Below are 17,362 nucleotides of genomic sequence, written 5' to 3' on the forward strand. Positions count from 1 at the left end.
AGGGCGCATCATCTAGGGCGACGCCCTAAACAGTTCTTTGGGCATTGGCTCAACAGCCTGGGTTAAAGGGTCTCGAGCAGTGCTCATGCAAAATCTGCCATTCACCCTGCCGCTTCTGATAGCCAGCGGTGATGCGCAACCACATCTGCGCCGCTGGATGATCGGCCGCAATGCCGGTATAGTGCAGCATCCAGTGGGCCAGCGCCAGGTCGTCGCTGATGGTGATAGTGAGATCCTGCATCTCGGTGCCCGAAGAGTTGGGCATATAGGGCAAACTGCTTTCCCACATCTGGCGAATGGCAGCGACACCCTTGAGCTGGAGTGGCGGCTTAACGTCAAATAGAACGGCATCTGAGCCATAGTGAGCCATGATTTGGTCAAGATTTTTGGCACAGATACCGTTGGCCTGCTCGGTAATTAGCTGTCGGATTTGGGCTTCGTCGCGGGTAACCGTGATCGTGCTAGTCATAGAAATATCTCCGATATCGAGCGGGGGTCAGGGAGTTGTTTGCAACTAAAATCTCCCTGCTTTGTTAAGTAGTCGAATGGAGGGGGGCGAGATCGACAGGTAGAGCTGACCCTTTTGAAAAAAAACCTGAAAAGATTAGCCTCTATTGGCCAGATGGCAGGCCAGTTAACTCTATTAAGGGGCGAATTTCGACGGTGCCTTTGTGCACAGAAGGAATGCGGCCGGCGATCGCGATCGCCTCGTCCAAATCTTCCGCCTCGATCAGAAAATAACCGCCGAGCTGTTCTCGGGTTTCGGCAAAGGGGCCATCGGTCACCAGGCGCTTGCCGTCGCGCATCTGCACACTGGTGGCTGTAGCTACCGAGTGCAGCGGCGACGCACCCAAATATTGACCCTTGGCGTGCAGATCCTGGGTGAGCTTGACCGAATCCTGGTAGCAGCGCTCCTGCTCGCCCTCGCCCCAGACGTTTTCATCGCTGTAAATCAGCAGCATGTATTTCATGGTTTAGCTCCCAAGATTGACGGATTTCAATCGGCTACTGTCGCCGAAAGTGGGTGATCATAAACTGTTGCCACTGACCATCATCGGTCAAAATTTGCGACGTCATGGTGCGGTGGTCATCAGTTAAGAACTCAATGATGTCCTTATACTGGGTCATTGAATTTCCGTTGAAATCAGGCCCTTCAGTTTCTAGCGTTAAGACCTTTTTTGCCTCATCTAAAGAGCCGTTATACACCCACAGATGGGTCATCATCGAGCCAACATAGGTGCCTGTATAACGCTGGGTTTCGGGATCGTAGCCCAGGGTCATCAGGGTAGTGCCGGTGCCACCATCGGGCATTTCGCTTTCGCCCTCGGCTACAACCCAAACGCCATCTAGGGAGCGAACTACTTCCTTGCCGTGAGTCGTTGATGGGGGCTGATCTGGCCCCATGATGCACTCGCACTCACTGATCCATTCGCCAACTAGTCGGTCTAGCCACTGGTGTTCTGTCTGCGGTTGAACGTGCATAATATTTCTCCAATGTTTTAGATACAAGTTTGAAGGGGCAGGCGGGTTGGCAGTAGGTTTTGCCGAGCTGGCCTTGACCTTACTTCCACCCGCTGGGCGCTAGCCGTAGGTCGGTCGCTGCGGCCAGCCTGCGGGAGAATCCTCAAAGTCTTGCTGCCGACCGTAGGGAGTGAGATCGAGCAGGCTATAGGCGTCAGTCAGGCCCTCGCAGCCGCGAGCATAGGTCGAGTAGGTATGAAAAACCTCGTCGTCGATGCGAAAGAACACGCTCATACCGTGGCTTTCGCCTTTCATAAAGTGCTGCTCTGAGTTGCTAGCCAGCTCCACCTGGTCGCGGTAGTTGTACTGCACCGGAGCCACCGCTTCATCGAGCGTGACGTGAAAATCGTAGTTAAAGTCGCTGCCAAAGGAAGAAACCCAGGGCAGAGTCCAACCCTGACGGGCTTTATATTGCTCAAGTTTGGCCAGCGGAGCACGGGATATGAGTGCGAAGCTGGTGTCGCGATCGCCCAGCAGACTCAAATCACCTATGGCATTGACCAGGCCAGTGCAGCCCGTGCAACCGTTCTCCCACTCGGGGTCAAACATAAAGTGGTAAACCAGCAGCTGGTGGCGGCCCTCAAACAAATCGAGCAGGCTGGTCTCACCTTTAGGCCCTTCAAATGTGTAGGTTTTTTCTAGCTTGACCATGGGCAGACGGCGGCGCTTGGCATTGACGCGATCGCGCTGTTTAGTTAAGGCTTTTTCGTCTGCTAAAAGCGCTTTTCGTTCTGCCAGCCAGGTGTCGGCTGACACCACGGGCGGATGGGCAAGAGTAGTGGTAGTCATGGCGATTTCTCCGTAGATTTCTGAGGGGGAATTTCCAATGTTGGTAGGTAGAGCGCCAGCGGAACCCAACGGTGGTGAGTATTGTTGGGTTGCACTGCGTTTCATCCAACCTACGCAATTCCTGATCCGTGCTCAGTGCAGATTGGTCTGAAAGGTTTTGCTTTCGTTGACCTGGGCGTTGATCTCCTCATCTGCTGGGCGAATTTCAAAGGGGCCGTTGCGCACTCCGGGATGGTGCGACATTAGCTGGATGGCGTGGTTGAGATCGCGGGCCTCCAGCATCAAAATGCCGCCGATCTGCTCTTTAGTTTCAGCAAAGGGGCCATCGGTGACGACAACTTGACCGTTCTGGTATCGCAGCGTCGCTGCATTGCGAACGCTTTGTAACGCTTCTCCACCGATAAAGTGGCCGCCCCGCCGCAGTTCGTCGTCGTAGGCAAAACAGTCGGCCATTAGCTCCCCCTGTTCGTCTTCAGAAAGCTTGTCCCACTGCGTTTCGTCGAAGTAGCCCAGACAGATGAATTTCATGCTTGCCTCCAAAATTTAGGTCTAATACCAAATCCCGTTTGCATTCCCCCTTCTGTAGGGACGCGTAGCGCCCTTGGGGTTTCTCATCGGCAACAAGGTGATTGACTGTGGATTTGGCCTGAATTTCTCACCTTTGTGAATTAGTCGTTTGGCTAGGGAGCAGATCGACAGCAGCGCAAAAGTTTTTCTAAGTTTTTTGGGATTCCCCACTCCAAGGCTAAATCAGCCATTCAGTGGGAGCTTTGAGGACTGCCATTGGCCCTATTCAGCGCTACTCAGACCAGTTCGCGCAGGCGGCTTTCGAGAAACCGGCGCTCGGGTTCTTGCTTGACTAGATCGAGCGCTCGCTGATAAGACACCTTGGCTTCAGCGGTTTCGCCCAGTTGGCGGCACAGGTCGGCTCGGGCCGCATGGGCCAAGTGATAGTGAGCCAGATCGCCCTCAGCGAGAATCTCATCTAGCAGTTGCAGTCCTGCCTGGGGGCCATCGCGCATTGCCACGGCCACGGCTCGATTGAGATGGACAACGGGAGTGGGTTCGATCTGGGCTAGCAGGCTATACAGCCCGACAATCTGTGCCCAGTCCGTTGCAGCTGGTTGGGGGGCTTCGGCATGAACGGCAGCGATCGCCGCCTGAATCCCGTAGGGTCCCACCTGCCCTGAGGATAGGGCTTGCTGCACCAGCGATCGCCCCTCGGCAATCTGCTCCTGGTTCCACAGCGCGCGATTCTGATCGGCTAAGAGAATCAGATCGCCCGTAGGGGAGGTGCGGGCCTGCCGCCGTGACTCTTGCAGCAGCATCAGCGCCAGCAGCCCCATCACCTCAGGGTTGGGCAGCAGCTCTAGCACCAGTCGCCCCAGCCGAATCGCCTCGCCCGAGAGATCGGCCCGCGTCAGCGATGGGCCAGAGGAGGCCGCATACCCCTCGTTAAACACCAGATAGATTACCTGGAGTACGGTGTCTAAGCGATCGGGCAGATCTTCCAGGGCGGGCACCTGGTAGGGGATACCCGCCGCGCGGATTTTGGCCTTGGCCCTCACAATGCGCTGGGCCAAGGTAGGTGGGGCGAGCAAAAAGGCGCTAGCGATTTCCTCGGTTTTGAGACCACAGACCTCTCGCAGGGTGAGGGCCACCTGGGCCTCCTGGGGCAGGGCCGGGTGGCAGCAGGTGAAGATCAGCCGCAGGCGATCGTCCTCGACATCGTCGTCGGGCAACTCGGGCTGGGCATCGAGCTGCTGGGCCAGCTCGGCCAGCGACGCGTCAAAGCGGGTGCGGCGACGCAGGCGATCAATCGCCCTAAACCGACCCACCGATACCAGCCACGGCCTTGGTTTAACTGGCATTCCATCCCGTGGCCACTGCTCTATCGCCACGGCGAAGGCGTCGTGCAGCGCTTCTTCGGCCAGGTCAAAATCTCCCAGTAGGCGAATCAGCGTGGCAAAAACCCGACGCGACTCAGCCCGATAAATGGCATCTACCTGCCTCTGCATCTGGAGGGATTCGTTCATGGTTAGCGCTCCTGCCAGCAAAGTCAGTCGTCTAGATTCATTTTAATTTAGTGCAATTGTACTGCTATCCGACCAATTCGCTCGCCAATTTAGCCATTCAACAAGTCAAGAAAGCCTGACTCAGCTGCTATCTTGCTTCAGATCATTGCCCTATAACTCTTTGGACGAATGGGAGTCAGAACTAAAATGAATTTCATTTGAAAATGTTTTGAAATTGAGCTATGCTCCAGAGATGAATTTTTAGGAATAGTTCTGGAGCTGCCCTTTAGCCCTTTGCTAGCTGGGCGGCTCGCTTGGAGAACAGGCTGGATAGTTGACGCTTATCCCTAGCAAGGTTAGCCAAACCCCAGGCCACGTAGTCTTTTCCTAAAGGCATCTGCACGCTGGATTTTTCACAAATCCTTACATAGGAGTCACTCAATGTTGGGACAACTGGATAGTTTAGCGGGTCTATCAAACCCGCCGGTGGCTGCTCGCTTGCAGGGCCTTTCGTTGGAGCAGCTACAGCGGCTGCCGGTGTCTGGGTCTAGTCATTTTGGACGGCGCAGCTATTTGCCCGCTGCCAGCGATCGCCTTTGGCTGCTGAAAGCCGGGGCGGTACGCACCCTAACTTACCTAGAAGATGGCACCGCGATCGCCCTAGGCCTTTGGAGCGCGGGCGATATTATAGGGAAATTTCTCTCCAATGCGGAGCCCTATTTAATTGAAGCCGTCAACGATGTCGAGGCGGTGTGCATTTCCTTGTCTGACTGGCAGCCGCCAGTGGATGTGATCACCAGCTACCTCAAGCACGCCGAAGCGCTGATGGTGGTGCGCACCCATCGCCGAGCCGAGGCTGCTTTGCTGGGGCTGTTGCAGTGGTTGGCCAACCGCTTTGGGCTACAGCTTGAGCGCGGCTGCCTGATTGATCTCAAAATTACCCACCAAGACCTAGCCGACTTTAGTGGTCTTAGCCGGGTGACGGTAACTCGCCTGCTGCGCCAGTTTGAAGAGCAGGGGCTGATCTACCGGCGATCGCGCCAGCTGATTTTGGCTGAATCCAGCGACCACTGGCATTACGAAATTTAGCTAGGGCTAAGGTGATAACGCAGCGAACGAGCCTGGTACTGCTGTCTCGACGGGCAGGGCACAGAGTTCTATAACTCAATCCACAGGGCATTAGATTGAAAATCAATCGCAAGTTGATCGCAGATTGAATCTAACTGCTGTAGACTTTAGCCTAAGCTGGTCAGGTTTGGCCCGCCAGCTTTGCTGCCTGTCCTGACTCTCTGCTGCGTTAATGACCCAGTCTTCTCAAGCAATTGACACCCCGCCCACAGGCGATCGCCCCCAGGGCACAACCGCCCCTGCCCCGTCCCCAAAACCCGCCTCTCGCACCCGCGATCACCTGGCCAATGAGCGCACCTACCTAGCCTGGATGCGTACCGCGATCGCCCTGATTGGCTTCGGCGTTTTAATTGCTCGCCTGCGCTACCTGGTTTCGCCCGATGTGCCCGGCACCGGCCAAGGCTGGCTGGTGGGGCTAGGTCTATCCTCCATTGGCCTGATTACCGTGCTGTTGTCGACCTGGCACTACTTTGCGGTCCTTGACGCCATTGAAAGCAGCACCTATGAACCCAGCCGCCGCTGGGTGATTCTCTTTAGTCTGGTGGTCACGCTGCTGGGGGCAGGGGTACTGTACGTGCTGTTTTCAGCCCCAGCGTCGGTGAAAGGGTTTTCGATGATGTAAGGAGTGGATGGATGGGAAGTAGGGGATGAAGCTGCTGATCCGAAGGGCGACTTCAAGATTCAAAGCTTCCACCTCCACTCCTTACCCGCCCACCCCCTACCCATCCACCCCCCTACCCATCCACCCATCTCAGGAGTCCGTCACCCTTGGTTGATCTCAGTAGCAACCGCGATCGCGCCGCCAGGCCAGCCACCGCTTCCCCCTGGGGGAGTGGGGCCACCCTAGCGGCCTGGATTTTGCTGGGGCTGCTGGCGCTGGGGCTGGCCGCCAGCTTTTGGGTGGTTATTCCCGCTGGGGAGCGCGGCGTGTGGATGCGCTTTGGCCAAGTGCAGGAGGAAATTCTCGCCGAGGGGCTGCACTTTTTGATTCCCCTAGTGGATTCGGTGGAGACCCTGAGCACTCGGGTGCAAAAGCAGGAAATCGCTACCGAAGCAGCGTCTAAAGATTTGCAGGATGTGTTTAGCGATGTCGCCCTCAACTGGCACATTCTGCCCGACCAAGCCAACCTGGTATATCGACAAATCGGCGATGAGCCTGCGGTGGTGCGCTCCATCATCAACCCCGCCATAGAAGAGGTGATCAAGGCCGTGATCGCCCACTACACCGCCGAAGAAGTGATCACTCAGCGCGACCAGGTAAAGGCTGAGGTAGATGCAGGGCTGCGATCGCGCCTGTCTCCCTACAATCTGGCCATCGACGATGTCTCGCTGACTACCATTCACTTTTCGCAGCAGTTTCGCGATGCAGTAGAGGCTAAGCAAATCGCCGTACAAGAGGCTAAACAGGCAGAATTTGTTGCCAAAAAAGCCCTGCGTCAGGCCGAAATCGAGATTAATTTGGCTAGAGGAACCGCTGAAGCTCACCAAATTTTGCTAGAAACCTTAACCCCTAGTGTGCTCAAGTATGAAGCGCTACAAAAGTGGGATGGACGACTGCCTATGATTAGTGGAGAAGGAACCAGTACGGTGATTGAATTGGACGATTTGTTGCCAAGTGATGAGAAATAAAGAAGCTTTGAGTTTTCAATTTTGAGCGTTAAGTTATTTTTGTACGATAGACACTCAAAACTCAATATTCAAAACTAGACTCATACTCCCTATCCCTTTATCCTCAAAAAGCTTAAACCGCCACTTTCTCCGGCTCCACTAAAATTTCTTCAAAAGTTTTAGAAATGCGGGTGCGAAATCGCTTTTGATGGCGCAGCAAGATCACCGGCTGAGTCATCTCATAGGTATGCTGAGGCGCGTTGATATCATCCACAATTTCGATCGCTTTTAGGGTGCCGAGCTTTAGCTCCGATCGCACGATTGATCGGGGCAAAGCCGCAGCTCCAATGCCCCCTTCGACCACGGCTTTGATCATTTCGCTGGTGGTTAGAATGAGGGCTATTTCTAACGTGCTGGGGTCAACGCCCCAGCCCTGAAGCGATCGCTCAAACATGTAGCGAGAGCCCGATCCAGGTTCGCGCATGATCCAGCCGGTGTCAGTGATCTCAGCGAGAGAAATGCGATCGCGGCCAAACCAGGGATGACTTTGGCCAACTACGATCGCCACCACATCTTGACCGATCACCGACACCGATAGGTTTTGGCTGAGGGAAGGTTTTACCTCTCCGGTGACTAGCCCTAGGTCAAACATACCGCTCACGGTGCCGCTGACAATTTCCTCCGCGTTGGCAATGGTACAATTGATCGAAATTCCAGGGTAATGCTGCTTGAAGTGACTGATTTTATGGGGCAGCCAGTAGTTGCCTACGGTGAGGCTGCTGCCAACTTTTAAGCCACCCCGCTGGAGGTCGTTTAGCTCACGCAAACCCTGGGCAGTTAGCTCCACCTGATCAAGAATTTTTTGGGCTTCAATCTGGAGCATTTCACCAGCGTCGGTCAGCTCAATATGCCTGCCAATGCGATGAAATAGCTTTACACCATACTCTTCTTCTAGGGTTTGAATAGATGCGCTGACCGCTGGCTGAGTAATGTAGAGCGAATCTGCCGCGCGGGTAAAGTGTAAATGTTCGGCCACCGCCAAAAAAACTCGGAGTTGCTCAAGCTTCATGGGAGCTAGTTTTGTGATGACTGAACAGTTTAAAAAGACTGTTCAATTATTGCATAAATTCTATTTATCAAACTCACAAAAAAGACTGTTTGATCCGTCCGTTTATTCAACCTAAGGTAAGGGGCAATTGGCAAAGTTTGTTAACCCCCATCGACGAGGTGCTGCGATCGTGACTGACTTACTGACCACTCTGGGGCGTAGCTCCATGGCGTTTGCCGCCACCAATCTCGACGACATCGTCATTTTGATGCTGTTTTTTTCCCAGGTAGGAGCAGCTCTGGGCAAGCGCCACATTGTGGCAGGTCAGTATGTGGGGTTTGCGGGTCTGGTGGCTCTGAGCTTGCCCGGATTCTTTGGCAGTTTACTCTTCCCCCGTCCCTGGATTGGGCTGCTGGGGGTGGTGCCCATCGTCATTGGTTTGAGCCAGCTGCTGTCGGTGGTCGCCGATGAGACAAATGGTGAAGATACCGGCGAGGTGCTACTAGCGCCCACCAGCGGCGGGTCGGGTTGGCTGTCGCCCCAGACCACCAGCGTGGCCGCTATTACCATGGCCAACGGCGGCGACAATGTGGGCATCTACATGCCTATGTTTGCTAGCAGCGACGGGCTGGGGCTGGGGGTAACACTGGCGGTGTTTTTTGGGCTGGTGGGGGTGTGGTGTTTTGTGGCCTACCAGCTGACCCAGGTGGGGGCGATCGCAGCCCTGCTCACCCGCTATGGGTCTCAGGTGGTGCCCTTTGTGCTGATGGCCTTGGGCGGGCTGATTTTGGTCGACAGCCACACCCTGGAGTACCGAGGGTTGACGGCTCTGACCCTCACCATCCTCGGCATCTGCGTCATTCATCTGCTGCGGGAGACGATGCGGCTCTCGGCGGCGGTTGCCGTTGGTAAACCCATGCCCGCAGCCCAGAGAATGGACGGGTAGCATTTTTGCCCCTATGCCCTCGCTCTCGCAAACCCTGGTCAAAGCCGCGATCGCATTTGTAGCCACCAACCTAGACGACTTTGTTCTACTTATGGTGTTCTTTTCTCAGGTGCCCAACCGCTTCTCCCACCGCCAGATTTTTTGGGGTCGTTACCTCGGCTTTGCCGCCCTGGTTGTCCTTAGCTTGCCTGGTTTCTTTGGCGGTCTGGTGCTGCCCAAAGCCTACGTGGGGCTGCTGGGCCTAGTGCCCATCGCCATTGGTCTCAGGCAGCTATTCAGGCGAGAAGATGGGGCCGAGGAGCAGGTTGTGCCGCCCAAGCTGCCCCTGCTAAATGCCCAAATGGCGGCGATCGCAGGCATTACCCTGGCCAACGGCGGCGACAACATCGGTATCTATGTGTCGCTGTTTGTAGGCCAAACCTGGGCCGAGCTGGGCGTGACCCTGCTGGTGTTTGGGGTGCTGGTCGCCCTCTGGTACTGGCTAGCTCGGGGGTTGGTTGGCCAGCCTGGGGTGCGCGATCGCCTCACCGTCGTCGGTCACCGCTTGATGCCCTTGGTGTTAATTGGTTTGGGCCTGTTCATCTTGGTCGACAGCGGAACTTACCGCCTGATCGGCCGCTAGCTTTCACCCTAAAAAGGAGACTTTTCCTATGATTCGTACAATCAAAAATGCTCTGAGCTTTCTACTGTTCGCTGGAATTTTGCTGGTGCTCGTCGGCGTCGCCCGCCCGGCCTTTGCCGACCCCATCGCTCAAAAAAGCTCTCAATACGCCGAAATCACCCAGGCGCTAACCGACTTACAACAGCTGCAATCTAACCCCGATGCTGACCTTAAAGCTGAGGGTTACACCGCGGACTCGCTCGCTCAAAAGCTCTCTGACCTGCGCTTTCAAAAGTACATTCAAGACACCAGCGAAGACTGGGGCATTTGCAGCAACACCACCGCTGCCACCGTCGGTGTCTACGGCTATGACCCCGACCACAAAAATGCCACCCCCGAGATTGCCTACCTGGGCGCAGGCCAAACCACCGACGACGACTGGGCCTGTACCGGCGTGTTTCTGCCTAGCGATGCCTCGGTAACCGGTATTGACCTAGGCGGTGAGGGGGCGATCGCCTCTCTAGTCGATGGCACCCGCCTTACCATCAGCGAAAACCCTATTACTGGCGCGATCGAGTTTGATGCCCCGATCTACAAGGTGCTGAAAGCGGCCGACACTACCCTACCGCTGCCCGAGTTTACCCTGGCCGACGTGGCTACCCAAGTGGCGACAGCCCCAGTCGATTAGGAAGTAGGGAGTGGGGGGTGAGAAGTAAATTTTCACCCGCCCAGCCCACCCCCGCCTGTTTTTCTCCCTTCCCCGAGCGGGAAAACTAACCCTAAATAAACCTATAAAAAGCAGGCCTACAATGAAAATTCCTCTCCCCCCGAAGCGCCCCAAACAGGCCATCGACTGGCAGCCTATTCTTAACCAAATGCAGCCAACCGATGGTCAATCGTTGCCCGTCTACCCTGGTGACCTTAAGGCAGCACTGCTACACCACGCGGGCATGACTCGCCATCCTAAGGGAGAGGCCACCTTTCAACTGGCCCGAGAAATTGCCCGCCTCACCACCTGCTGCGATCCAGAAATTGCCTACTGGTTTTCGCGCCTGGTCGAGCTAATAGATGATGGTGTTGGCTAAGTTTTGTCGGGTGCGGGGTATCCCATGGACGGCAAAAATTTGGCTACTAAAACCACGGCGCAGCTGGGCGCTGTCGTAACAAATTGGTAGTTCTTTGGGCAACGGTCCTAGGCTCCTGCCCACGAAAATGGCCTGATTAATCAGGCCATTTTCGTGGGCTCTTATTTGGGGCATTTACAGCGTTGCCGTTCTTCCCTAGGGAGCATATATCGAGAACAGACTAGGGTTAGAGTCAACAGACAGGCTGTCGCAAGACACCCGCTTGGCGGGGTGTTACGCTCAAAGATTGTCTATCAGTGCCAGCATGCTCGACCTGTTGCTCATGGCCAGCTTGGGATTTTTAGGCAGTTTTGGCCACTGCCTGGGCATGTGTGGACCCATTACCGTAGCTTTTTCGCTATCGCAACCCGACAGCGATCGCGATCGTTGGCAGCAGGTTAGGTTTCACCTGCTGCTCAACCTGGGGCGGCTGGCGAGCTATGCCCTGGTGGGCCTGATGATTGGGGCATTGGGATCAGTGCTGGTGGCCAGCGGGCAGATGGCGGGCATCGGCAGCCCCCTACGGCGGGGGGTGGCCCTAGTGACCGGGCTGCTGCTGATCTGGTTTGGCCTAGCCCAAATCAGCCCTGGCCAGGTGCCTCACGTGCCACTGCTCAACCCTATGGCTCAAGCGAGCTGGCACAATCGGCTGAGCCGCGCCATGCAGGCCCTCTCCCTCAACCCTCAGCGGTGGACGCCGTTGCTGCTGGGTTTAGCTTGGGGGCTAATGCCCTGTGGATTTTTGTACGCGGCCCAGCTGAAGGCAGCAGAGACTACTGACCTCTGGTGGGGTGGAGCTATCATGCTGGCCTTTGGGTTGGGCACCCTGCCGATGATGCTTGGGGTCGGGGTATCGACGGCCTGGGTCAGCGGCGATCGCCGGGGGCAGCTGTTTCGCCTAGGTGGCTGGATCACCCTACTGATTGGCCTGCTGACCTTGATTCGGGGCAGCGACATGATCGACTTCACTGGCCATGGGGCGCTGGTGTTATTGCTGCTGGCGCTGATCGCTCGCCCCCTTAGCCGCCTCTGGCCAGCTCTACTTGTCTATCGGCGCACCTTAGGAGTGGGGGCCTTTGTGCTCTCTGTGGCCCACGTTGCCCACATGGTCACCATGGGGTGGAATCCGGCCGCTTTGCCGTTTCTCTTGCCGAGCCTGCAGGCGGGCGGCTGGTCGGGCATGGTCGCCTTTGGGCTGATGGTGCCCCTGGCCCTAACTAGCTTCAATCGAGCGCAGGCTCGCCTGGGCCACCAGTGGCGACGGCTCCATCTGCTCATCATCCCCATTTTTGGATTAGCGGTGACCCACACACTGCTCTTGGGTTCGAGCTATTTGGGTGCGTTTGAGCGCTCTACCCGCCACTGGCTGGCAGCTGCGGCCCTGGTGGTGCTGGCGCTACTGGCACTGCTGTTGCGTTGGCGGCTGTTTTGGTCTCTGCTGTCTCTGGAGAAGTACTATGCGCCCGCCAAGTCTTAGTCTGGTGGCCGGGCTACTGATCGCCATCCTGGCCGGGCTACCGGCCCAGGCCCACAAGACCGAAGTGTCGGGCGATGTTGCGGGCACCTGGCACCTGGAACCCAACCACAGCCCCAAAGCCGGAGAACCAGCGCAAGTCTGGGTGGCCCTGACCCAACAGGGTGGCCAGGTCATTCCTCTAGAGCAGTGTGACTGCACCCTCGCCGTCTATGCCGCCAACCAGTCTGGGGCCGTGCCGGTTATGCAGCCCACCCTGGAAGCGATGTCGCCCGAGCGGTTTCAAAATATTCCCGGGGCCGAGATCACGTTTCCTAAGGTGGGGGAATATCGCCTGGTGCTCACCGGTCGTCCCCAGGCCGACGCCACCTTTGCCCCCTTTGAACTCAGCTATACCACCGTTGTCGCTACGGGTAGCCGTAGCTCCACCCCTGCCCCAGCCCCGGAAGCTGCGCCTGAGGCGAGGCGTTCCCCGATGTGGATTGTAGGCGGAGTGGGCGGGGCGGTGGTTGCGATCGCAGCCCTAGCCGCAGTCTTCAACGAAGGGAAATCGCTGCGTTAATTGTTCAAAATGGTTTAGCACAGGGTTCTAACGGACTGCTGAGGCTGTCTTTCAGCTAGCGATTGACCAACGCCCAGCGCTGCTGAAAGGCCATGACTTGCTCATTTAGATTCTCCATATCAATCAAAAAAGCGTCATGACCGTGGGGAGAATAGAGCCAGCCGAGCTGGGCCTGGGGCATCAGTTCGGCTAATTCTTGCTGCTCGGCGGGATGGTAGAGGAGGTCAGAGTCGATCGACACCACTAGGGTGGGGTGGTGAATGCTGGCCAGGGCTGCCTGGTAGCGACGATCGGCATCTTGTCCTGTATAGGCGGCCCCAACATCGTGGCGATCCATGGCGTGGGTCAGGGTGACGTAGGTGTTAGCGTCGAAGCGCTTCACTAGCTTGTCGCCCTGGTGGTGGAGATATTGGGTGACGGCGTAGGGAGTGGAGGCGTGAGCGGTAGAGTCGGTTGGTGGGTTGCGGCCAAAGCGGTGGTGGAAGCTGGCCCAGGAACGATAGGTGCTCATGGCGATCATCCGCGCCACCGCTAGCCCCTGGGCGGGTGGGCGATCGGAAGAATAGTGGCCGCCCTGCCAGAGGGGGTCGGTGTAGATGGCCTGACGTTGGGCTTCACTCAGACCAATGCACCAGGGGGAATGACGGCCAGGGGCGGCAATGACGGCTAAGCTTTCTACGCGATCGCCATACTGCAAGCCCCACTCCAGCGCCTGCATGCCGCCGAGGGAGCCTCCTATGACTAAGCGCAAAGATTCTACGCCCAACCCTTCTAGCAGCTTGGCTTGCACATGCACCATATCTCGCACGGTGATGGCGGGAAAGTTTGCCCCGTAGCGCTGTCCCGTGGCTGGGTTAGGGCTCGTGGGGCCGGTGGTGCCGTAGCAGCTGCCCAAAATATTGCTGCAAACGACAAAGTCTTGGGTTGGATCGAGGGTGCGCCCCGGCCCCAGCAACGGTTGCCACCAGTCATCGACGTCGGCGGTGCCAGTGAGAGCATGGCAGACCAGCACGGCATTGTGGGCGCGATCGCTCAGCTCTCCCCAGGTGCGATAGGCCACCTGCACCTGGGGGAGAATGCCGCCCAGTTCTAGCTCTAGGGGATCGGGTAGGTGGTAGAGCCGGGTATGCGACGAGACAAGGTGGAGGTAGGACATAGGGGTAGGAAGTGGATGGGTGGATGGGTAAAAAAGTGATGGAGTGTAGACACTGCTTGGCTTCCCGTCCCCCCTACTCCATCACTCCCCTACCACTCCCCTTACAGCGCCTCAAACGCTTGCTCGAAGTCCGCCTTGATATCTTCGATATGCTCAATGCCGACTGAAACGCGCACCAGATCAGGAGACACCCCGGCGGAGCGTTGTTCATGCTCGCCGAGCTGCTGGTGGGTGGTGCTGGCGGGGTGAATCACCAGGGTTTTGGCGTCGCCGACGTTGGCGAGGTGGCTGGCGAGTTTGACCTGGTTGATGAATTTGCGACCCGCCTCCAAACCGCCTTTAATACCAAAGTTGAGCACGCCGCCAAAGCCGTTGTGCAGGTACTTGGTGGCGCGATCGTGGTAGGGGTGCTCGGGCAACCCTAGGTAGTTGACCCACTCTACCTGGGGCTGGTCTTTTAGCCAGTGGGCCAGGGCCAGGGCGTTGCTGGCGTGGCGATCGACTCGCAAAGACAGCGTTTCTAGCCCTTGCAGCAGCAAAAAAGCGTTAAAGGGGCTGAGGGCGGGGCCTAGGTCGCGCAGCCCTTCGACCCGCGCCCGAATGATGAAGGCAATATTGCCAAAGGGGCCATCGGGGCCAAAGGTATCGGAGAAATTTAGCCCGTGGTAGCCCGGTGACGGCTCGGTAAACAGCGGAAACTTGCCGTTGCGCCAGTCAAATTTGCCCGAGTCAACAATCACGCCGCCGATGGAGGTGCCGTGGCCCCCAATCCACTTGGTGGCACTTTGCACCACAATGTCGGCGCCGTGATCGATGGGCCGCACTAGGTAGCCTGCTGCCCCAAAGGTGTTATCGACAATTAAAGGAATACCGTTTTCGTGAGCCACATGGGCTAGGGCAGCAAAGTCCGGCACATTGAACTGCGGATTGCCGATGCTCTCCACGTAGAGCGCCTTGGTATTCTCATCGATCGCCTGGCGAAAGGTTTCGGCATCGTCACCTTCTACCAGTTTCACCCCAATGCCCAGACGAGGTAGGATTACCTTGAACTGGTTGTAGGTGCCGCCGTAGAGATAGCTGGTGGCGACAATGTTATCCCCCGCCTGGGCCAGAGTGCTAAGGGCGAGAAACTGCGCTGCCTGGCCGCTGGCTGTAGCCAGGGCGGCCGCGCCCCCCTCCAACGCCGCGATGCGCTTTTCAAACACATCGGTGGTGGGGTTCATGATGCGGGTGTAGATGTTGCCAAACTCTTGCAGGGCAAACAGGCGAGCCCCATGGTCGGCATCGTCGAAGGTGTAGGAGGTTGTTTGGTAAATGGGCACTGCGCGAGCGTTGGTGCCGGGAGCGGGTTCCTGGCCGGCGTGCACCTGTAGGGTTTCGTAGCGGTGGGGCATGGGGGTAGGGGGTGAGGAGTAGATGGGTGGGAGGGTAGGGGGTGGATGGGTAAGGGGGTCGGGGAAGGTGGGAAGTTATAGGCTTTGATTTCTCGCCTCTATTGCCTACCCCTCATTCCTCATCCTCTTTAGACGCTGATCAAATCACCTCGCAGGGCTGACAGATCGGCGACTTGATTGGGCGGCAGGTTGTTAAATAGGACGGTGCTGAGATAGCGTTCGCCGTTACTGGGTTGGACGGCGACGATGAGTTTGCCAGCGTTTTCGGGGCGCTGCCCAACCTGAATGGCGGCGGCTAGGGCAGCACCGGCAGAAATGCCGGAGAGAATGCCTTCTTCTCGGGCCAGGCGGCGACTGTAGTTGACGGCGGTTTCGCTGTCGATCTGAATTACTTCGTCAATTAGATCAATGTTCAGCACTTCGGGCACAAAGCCTGCGCCAATGCCCTGAATTTTGTGGGGGCCGGGGGTACCGCCAGAGAGGACGTGGCTTTCGACGGGTTCCACAGCAATGGCTTGAAACCCTGGTTTGCGCTGCTTCAGCACCTCGGCTACGCCGGTGATGGTACCGCCGGTGCCGACTCCGGCAATCAAAATATCGATCGCCCCCTCGGTGTCGGCCCACAGTTCCTCAGCGGTAGTTTCGCGGTGGATTTTGGGATTGGCCGGGTTGCGAAACTGCTGAAGCATGTGGGCATCGGGCAAGAAATCGACAATTTCTACGGCCCGTCGAATGGCTCCGACCATGCCCTGGCTGCCAGGGGTTAACTCCAGCTGCGCACCGTAAGCTTGCAGCATCGCCCGCCGCTCTAGACTCATGGTGTCGGGCATGGTCAAAATTAGTCGGTAGCCCTTGGCGGCGGCGACTAGGGCTAGGGCAATGCCGGTGTTACCGGAGGTAGGTTCTACCAGAATCGTGGATTCTGGGTTGATGAGACCCGCATCTTCGGCTGCCTGAATCATGCTGGCCCCGATGCGGTCTTTGACCGAGGCGGCGGGGTTGAAGCTCTCTAGTTTGAAGACAATGTGGGCCACGGCTCCCTCAGACTGAGGAATGCGATTGAGGCGCACCATGGGGGTGTGGCCGATGAGGTCGGTGATGTTGTTAGCGATGGGCATGGGGGAAAGGAGTGGGGGGTGGATGGGTGAGGAGTAGGGGGTGAATGGGTGAAGGGCTTTGTAAGTCTTCAGGCTTAGGGGTCTTCTACTCCCTACTCTCCACTGTCTAACAAAGATCTATCATTGCCACAGACTTAGTCGCGTTTTGGTGACGTTGTGCAGATAGACCAGTAGCAGACTGCCTAGCAGCAGCGGCGCAATTAGGGCGATTACGACATAGCCGCGGCCGTGGCTCCAGCGGCTTTTTAGGGGTTTAGGTAGGGCGTGGATGAGTAGGGGGGTGGAAGAGTAAGGTTGCTGAGTTTCAGCCTGGTTGAGAGAGAAGGAAGTCATGGCAAAAAGTAAAGAGAGAAAAGAGAACAACGGAAAATTTGACTAGAAAAGGCGCGGAGACAGGCTTTAGGCCAAGAGCTGAGCCGGTCATCTAGGGTTCCCCCTTCGGCCGTCGGGTTTGTTGTGCCCCGCAGTGAAACCCTGGATTGCGGCCAAGAAAACTTAAAGTCGCCTGTGCTCCGCTGGCGCTGTCTAGTAATGCCAGCCGTCGCCATCGGGGTTGCCTTTGCCCTGAATGACGAGGGGATATTTTTGCAGCTGGCTCAGCCAGCACTGCACCGCGTTGAGTGGGCCAGATAGCTCCACTTCCAAGGCCGTTGACTGGACCGAACTGCTGATCGAGAGCGTGGTTGGCTGCCCGGTTAACGCAATGGCTCGCACCACGACCCGACAGCTTTCGGCCAGCTCTTCAAGCAGCGTTCTAACGGAGATTTGGGGAGAACCGTAAATTCTAAGCCTGAGCTGAGTTTGGGGAGTTGTCATGGTGCGTAAACCAACGGAAACAACAGGTGAAAATCGTTGAGGACTAGGAATAGTAAAGGTGC

At 56.9% G+C, this 17,362-nt stretch carries 21 protein-coding genes; 9 read left to right on the top strand and 12 right to left on the bottom strand.

All coding sequences use genetic code 11. The features are described from left to right. Window positions 1-49: 49 nt before the first annotated feature. The 6 genes from H6F59_RS08340 to H6F59_RS08365 all read right to left on the bottom strand — a co-directional run bounded on the left by H6F59_RS08340 (window position 50) and on the right by H6F59_RS08365 (window position 4,346). On the bottom strand, window positions 50-469 hold the full coding sequence (locus H6F59_RS08340; RefSeq protein WP_190697637.1) for a nuclear transport factor 2 family protein: 420 nt from the start codon (window positions 467-469) through the stop codon (window positions 50-52). A gap of 142 nt (window positions 470-611) precedes the next feature. Continuing rightward, window positions 612-971, bottom strand: coding sequence for a YciI family protein (locus H6F59_RS08345; protein WP_190697639.1), 360 nt, complete (start codon window positions 969-971; stop codon window positions 612-614). A 34-nt stretch (window positions 972-1,005) separates the two neighbouring features. Then, a complete protein-coding gene (locus H6F59_RS08350) occupies window positions 1,006-1,482 on the bottom strand; it encodes a DUF1579 domain-containing protein (RefSeq protein ID WP_190697643.1) in 477 nt (158 codons plus the stop codon). 99 nt (window positions 1,483-1,581) lie between these two features. Further along, on the bottom strand, window positions 1,582-2,310 hold the full coding sequence (locus H6F59_RS08355) for a DUF899 domain-containing protein (RefSeq protein ID WP_190697646.1): 729 nt from the start codon (window positions 2,308-2,310) through the stop codon (window positions 1,582-1,584). 132 nt (window positions 2,311-2,442) lie between these two features. After that, the gene (locus H6F59_RS08360; protein ID WP_190697649.1) at window positions 2,443-2,838 is read right to left on the bottom strand and encodes a YciI family protein; all 396 of its coding nucleotides are present in this window, start codon (window positions 2,836-2,838) and stop codon (window positions 2,443-2,445) included. Between the two features lie 275 nt (window positions 2,839-3,113). Beyond that, window positions 3,114-4,346 (bottom strand): RNA polymerase sigma factor, encoded by a 1,233-nt coding sequence (locus H6F59_RS08365; protein ID WP_190697652.1) that lies wholly within the window; start codon window positions 4,344-4,346, stop codon window positions 3,114-3,116. Between the two features lie 420 nt (window positions 4,347-4,766). Here H6F59_RS08365 and H6F59_RS08370 point away from each other — a divergent pair, with 420 nt between their 5' ends. From H6F59_RS08370 to H6F59_RS08380, 3 genes are all read left to right on the top strand, one after another. Next, window positions 4,767-5,414, top strand: coding sequence for a Crp/Fnr family transcriptional regulator (locus H6F59_RS08370; RefSeq protein WP_190697655.1), 648 nt, complete (start codon window positions 4,767-4,769; stop codon window positions 5,412-5,414). 211 nt (window positions 5,415-5,625) lie between these two features. Next, window positions 5,626-6,075, top strand: a complete 450-nt coding sequence (locus H6F59_RS08375) for a YidH family protein (protein ID WP_190520439.1) — start codon at window positions 5,626-5,628, stop codon at window positions 6,073-6,075. A 146-nt stretch (window positions 6,076-6,221) separates the two neighbouring features. Then, entirely contained in the window at window positions 6,222-7,082 is an 861-nt protein-coding gene (locus H6F59_RS08380) for a prohibitin family protein (protein ID WP_199325704.1), read from the top strand. A gap of 112 nt (window positions 7,083-7,194) precedes the next feature. On the opposite strand, the gene H6F59_RS08385 is transcribed toward H6F59_RS08380, so the two are convergent. After that, on the bottom strand, window positions 7,195-8,130 hold the full coding sequence (locus H6F59_RS08385; protein ID WP_190697658.1) for a LysR family transcriptional regulator: 936 nt from the start codon (window positions 8,128-8,130) through the stop codon (window positions 7,195-7,197). Window positions 8,131-8,299: 169 nt separating this feature from the next. On the opposite strand from H6F59_RS08385, the gene H6F59_RS08390 reads away from it, so the two are divergent. From H6F59_RS08390 to H6F59_RS08415, 6 genes are all read left to right on the top strand, one after another. After that, window positions 8,300-9,055 carry a cadmium resistance transporter gene (locus H6F59_RS08390; RefSeq protein WP_313887157.1) on the top strand — a complete coding sequence of 252 codons (756 nt, stop codon included), beginning with the start codon at window positions 8,300-8,302 and terminating at the stop codon, window positions 9,053-9,055. Window positions 9,056-9,068: 13 nt separating this feature from the next. Further along, the gene (locus tag H6F59_RS08395; protein WP_190697661.1) at window positions 9,069-9,677 is read left to right on the top strand and encodes a cadmium resistance transporter; all 609 of its coding nucleotides are present in this window, start codon (window positions 9,069-9,071) and stop codon (window positions 9,675-9,677) included. Between the two features lie 28 nt (window positions 9,678-9,705). Continuing rightward, window positions 9,706-10,344 carry a hypothetical protein gene (locus tag H6F59_RS08400; protein ID WP_190697664.1) on the top strand — a complete coding sequence of 213 codons (639 nt, stop codon included), beginning with the start codon at window positions 9,706-9,708 and terminating at the stop codon, window positions 10,342-10,344. A gap of 121 nt (window positions 10,345-10,465) precedes the next feature. Beyond that, the gene (locus H6F59_RS08405) at window positions 10,466-10,741 is read left to right on the top strand and encodes a hypothetical protein (RefSeq protein WP_199325705.1); all 276 of its coding nucleotides are present in this window, start codon (window positions 10,466-10,468) and stop codon (window positions 10,739-10,741) included. A 304-nt stretch (window positions 10,742-11,045) separates the two neighbouring features. Further along, window positions 11,046-12,257: a sulfite exporter TauE/SafE family protein gene (locus H6F59_RS08410; RefSeq protein ID WP_190697667.1), complete on the top strand. Its 1,212-nt coding sequence runs from the start codon at window positions 11,046-11,048 to the stop codon at window positions 12,255-12,257. Further along, window positions 12,238-12,816 carry a hypothetical protein gene (locus tag H6F59_RS08415; protein WP_190697670.1) on the top strand — a complete coding sequence of 193 codons (579 nt, stop codon included), beginning with the start codon at window positions 12,238-12,240 and terminating at the stop codon, window positions 12,814-12,816. Before H6F59_RS08410 ends, H6F59_RS08415 begins: the two co-directional genes overlap by 20 nt. Window positions 12,817-12,871: 55 nt before the next feature. Here the strand turns inward: H6F59_RS08415 and metX are convergent, their stop codons facing one another. From metX to H6F59_RS08440, 5 genes are all read right to left on the bottom strand, one after another. Beyond that, window positions 12,872-13,972 (bottom strand): homoserine O-acetyltransferase, encoded by a 1,101-nt coding sequence (gene metX, locus H6F59_RS08420; protein ID WP_190697672.1) that lies wholly within the window; start codon window positions 13,970-13,972, stop codon window positions 12,872-12,874. Between the two features lie 101 nt (window positions 13,973-14,073). Next, the gene (locus H6F59_RS08425) at window positions 14,074-15,366 is read right to left on the bottom strand and encodes an O-acetylhomoserine aminocarboxypropyltransferase/cysteine synthase family protein (RefSeq protein ID WP_190697675.1); all 1,293 of its coding nucleotides are present in this window, start codon (window positions 15,364-15,366) and stop codon (window positions 14,074-14,076) included. Window positions 15,367-15,494: 128 nt separating this feature from the next. Further along, window positions 15,495-16,484, bottom strand: a complete 990-nt coding sequence (gene cysK / locus H6F59_RS08430) for a cysteine synthase A (RefSeq protein ID WP_190697678.1) — start codon at window positions 16,482-16,484, stop codon at window positions 15,495-15,497. 120 nt (window positions 16,485-16,604) lie between these two features. Beyond that, window positions 16,605-16,817: a hypothetical protein gene (locus H6F59_RS08435; protein WP_190697681.1), complete on the bottom strand. Its 213-nt coding sequence runs from the start codon at window positions 16,815-16,817 to the stop codon at window positions 16,605-16,607. 192 nt (window positions 16,818-17,009) lie between these two features. Then, a complete protein-coding gene (locus tag H6F59_RS08440; RefSeq protein ID WP_190697684.1) occupies window positions 17,010-17,300 on the bottom strand; it encodes a hypothetical protein in 291 nt (96 codons plus the stop codon). Window positions 17,301-17,362: the final 62 nt, after the last annotated feature.

The sequence above is a fragment of the Nodosilinea sp. FACHB-141 genome, from assembly GCF_014696135.1.
Taxonomy (GTDB): Bacteria; Cyanobacteriota; Cyanobacteriia; order Phormidesmidales; family Phormidesmidaceae; genus Nodosilinea.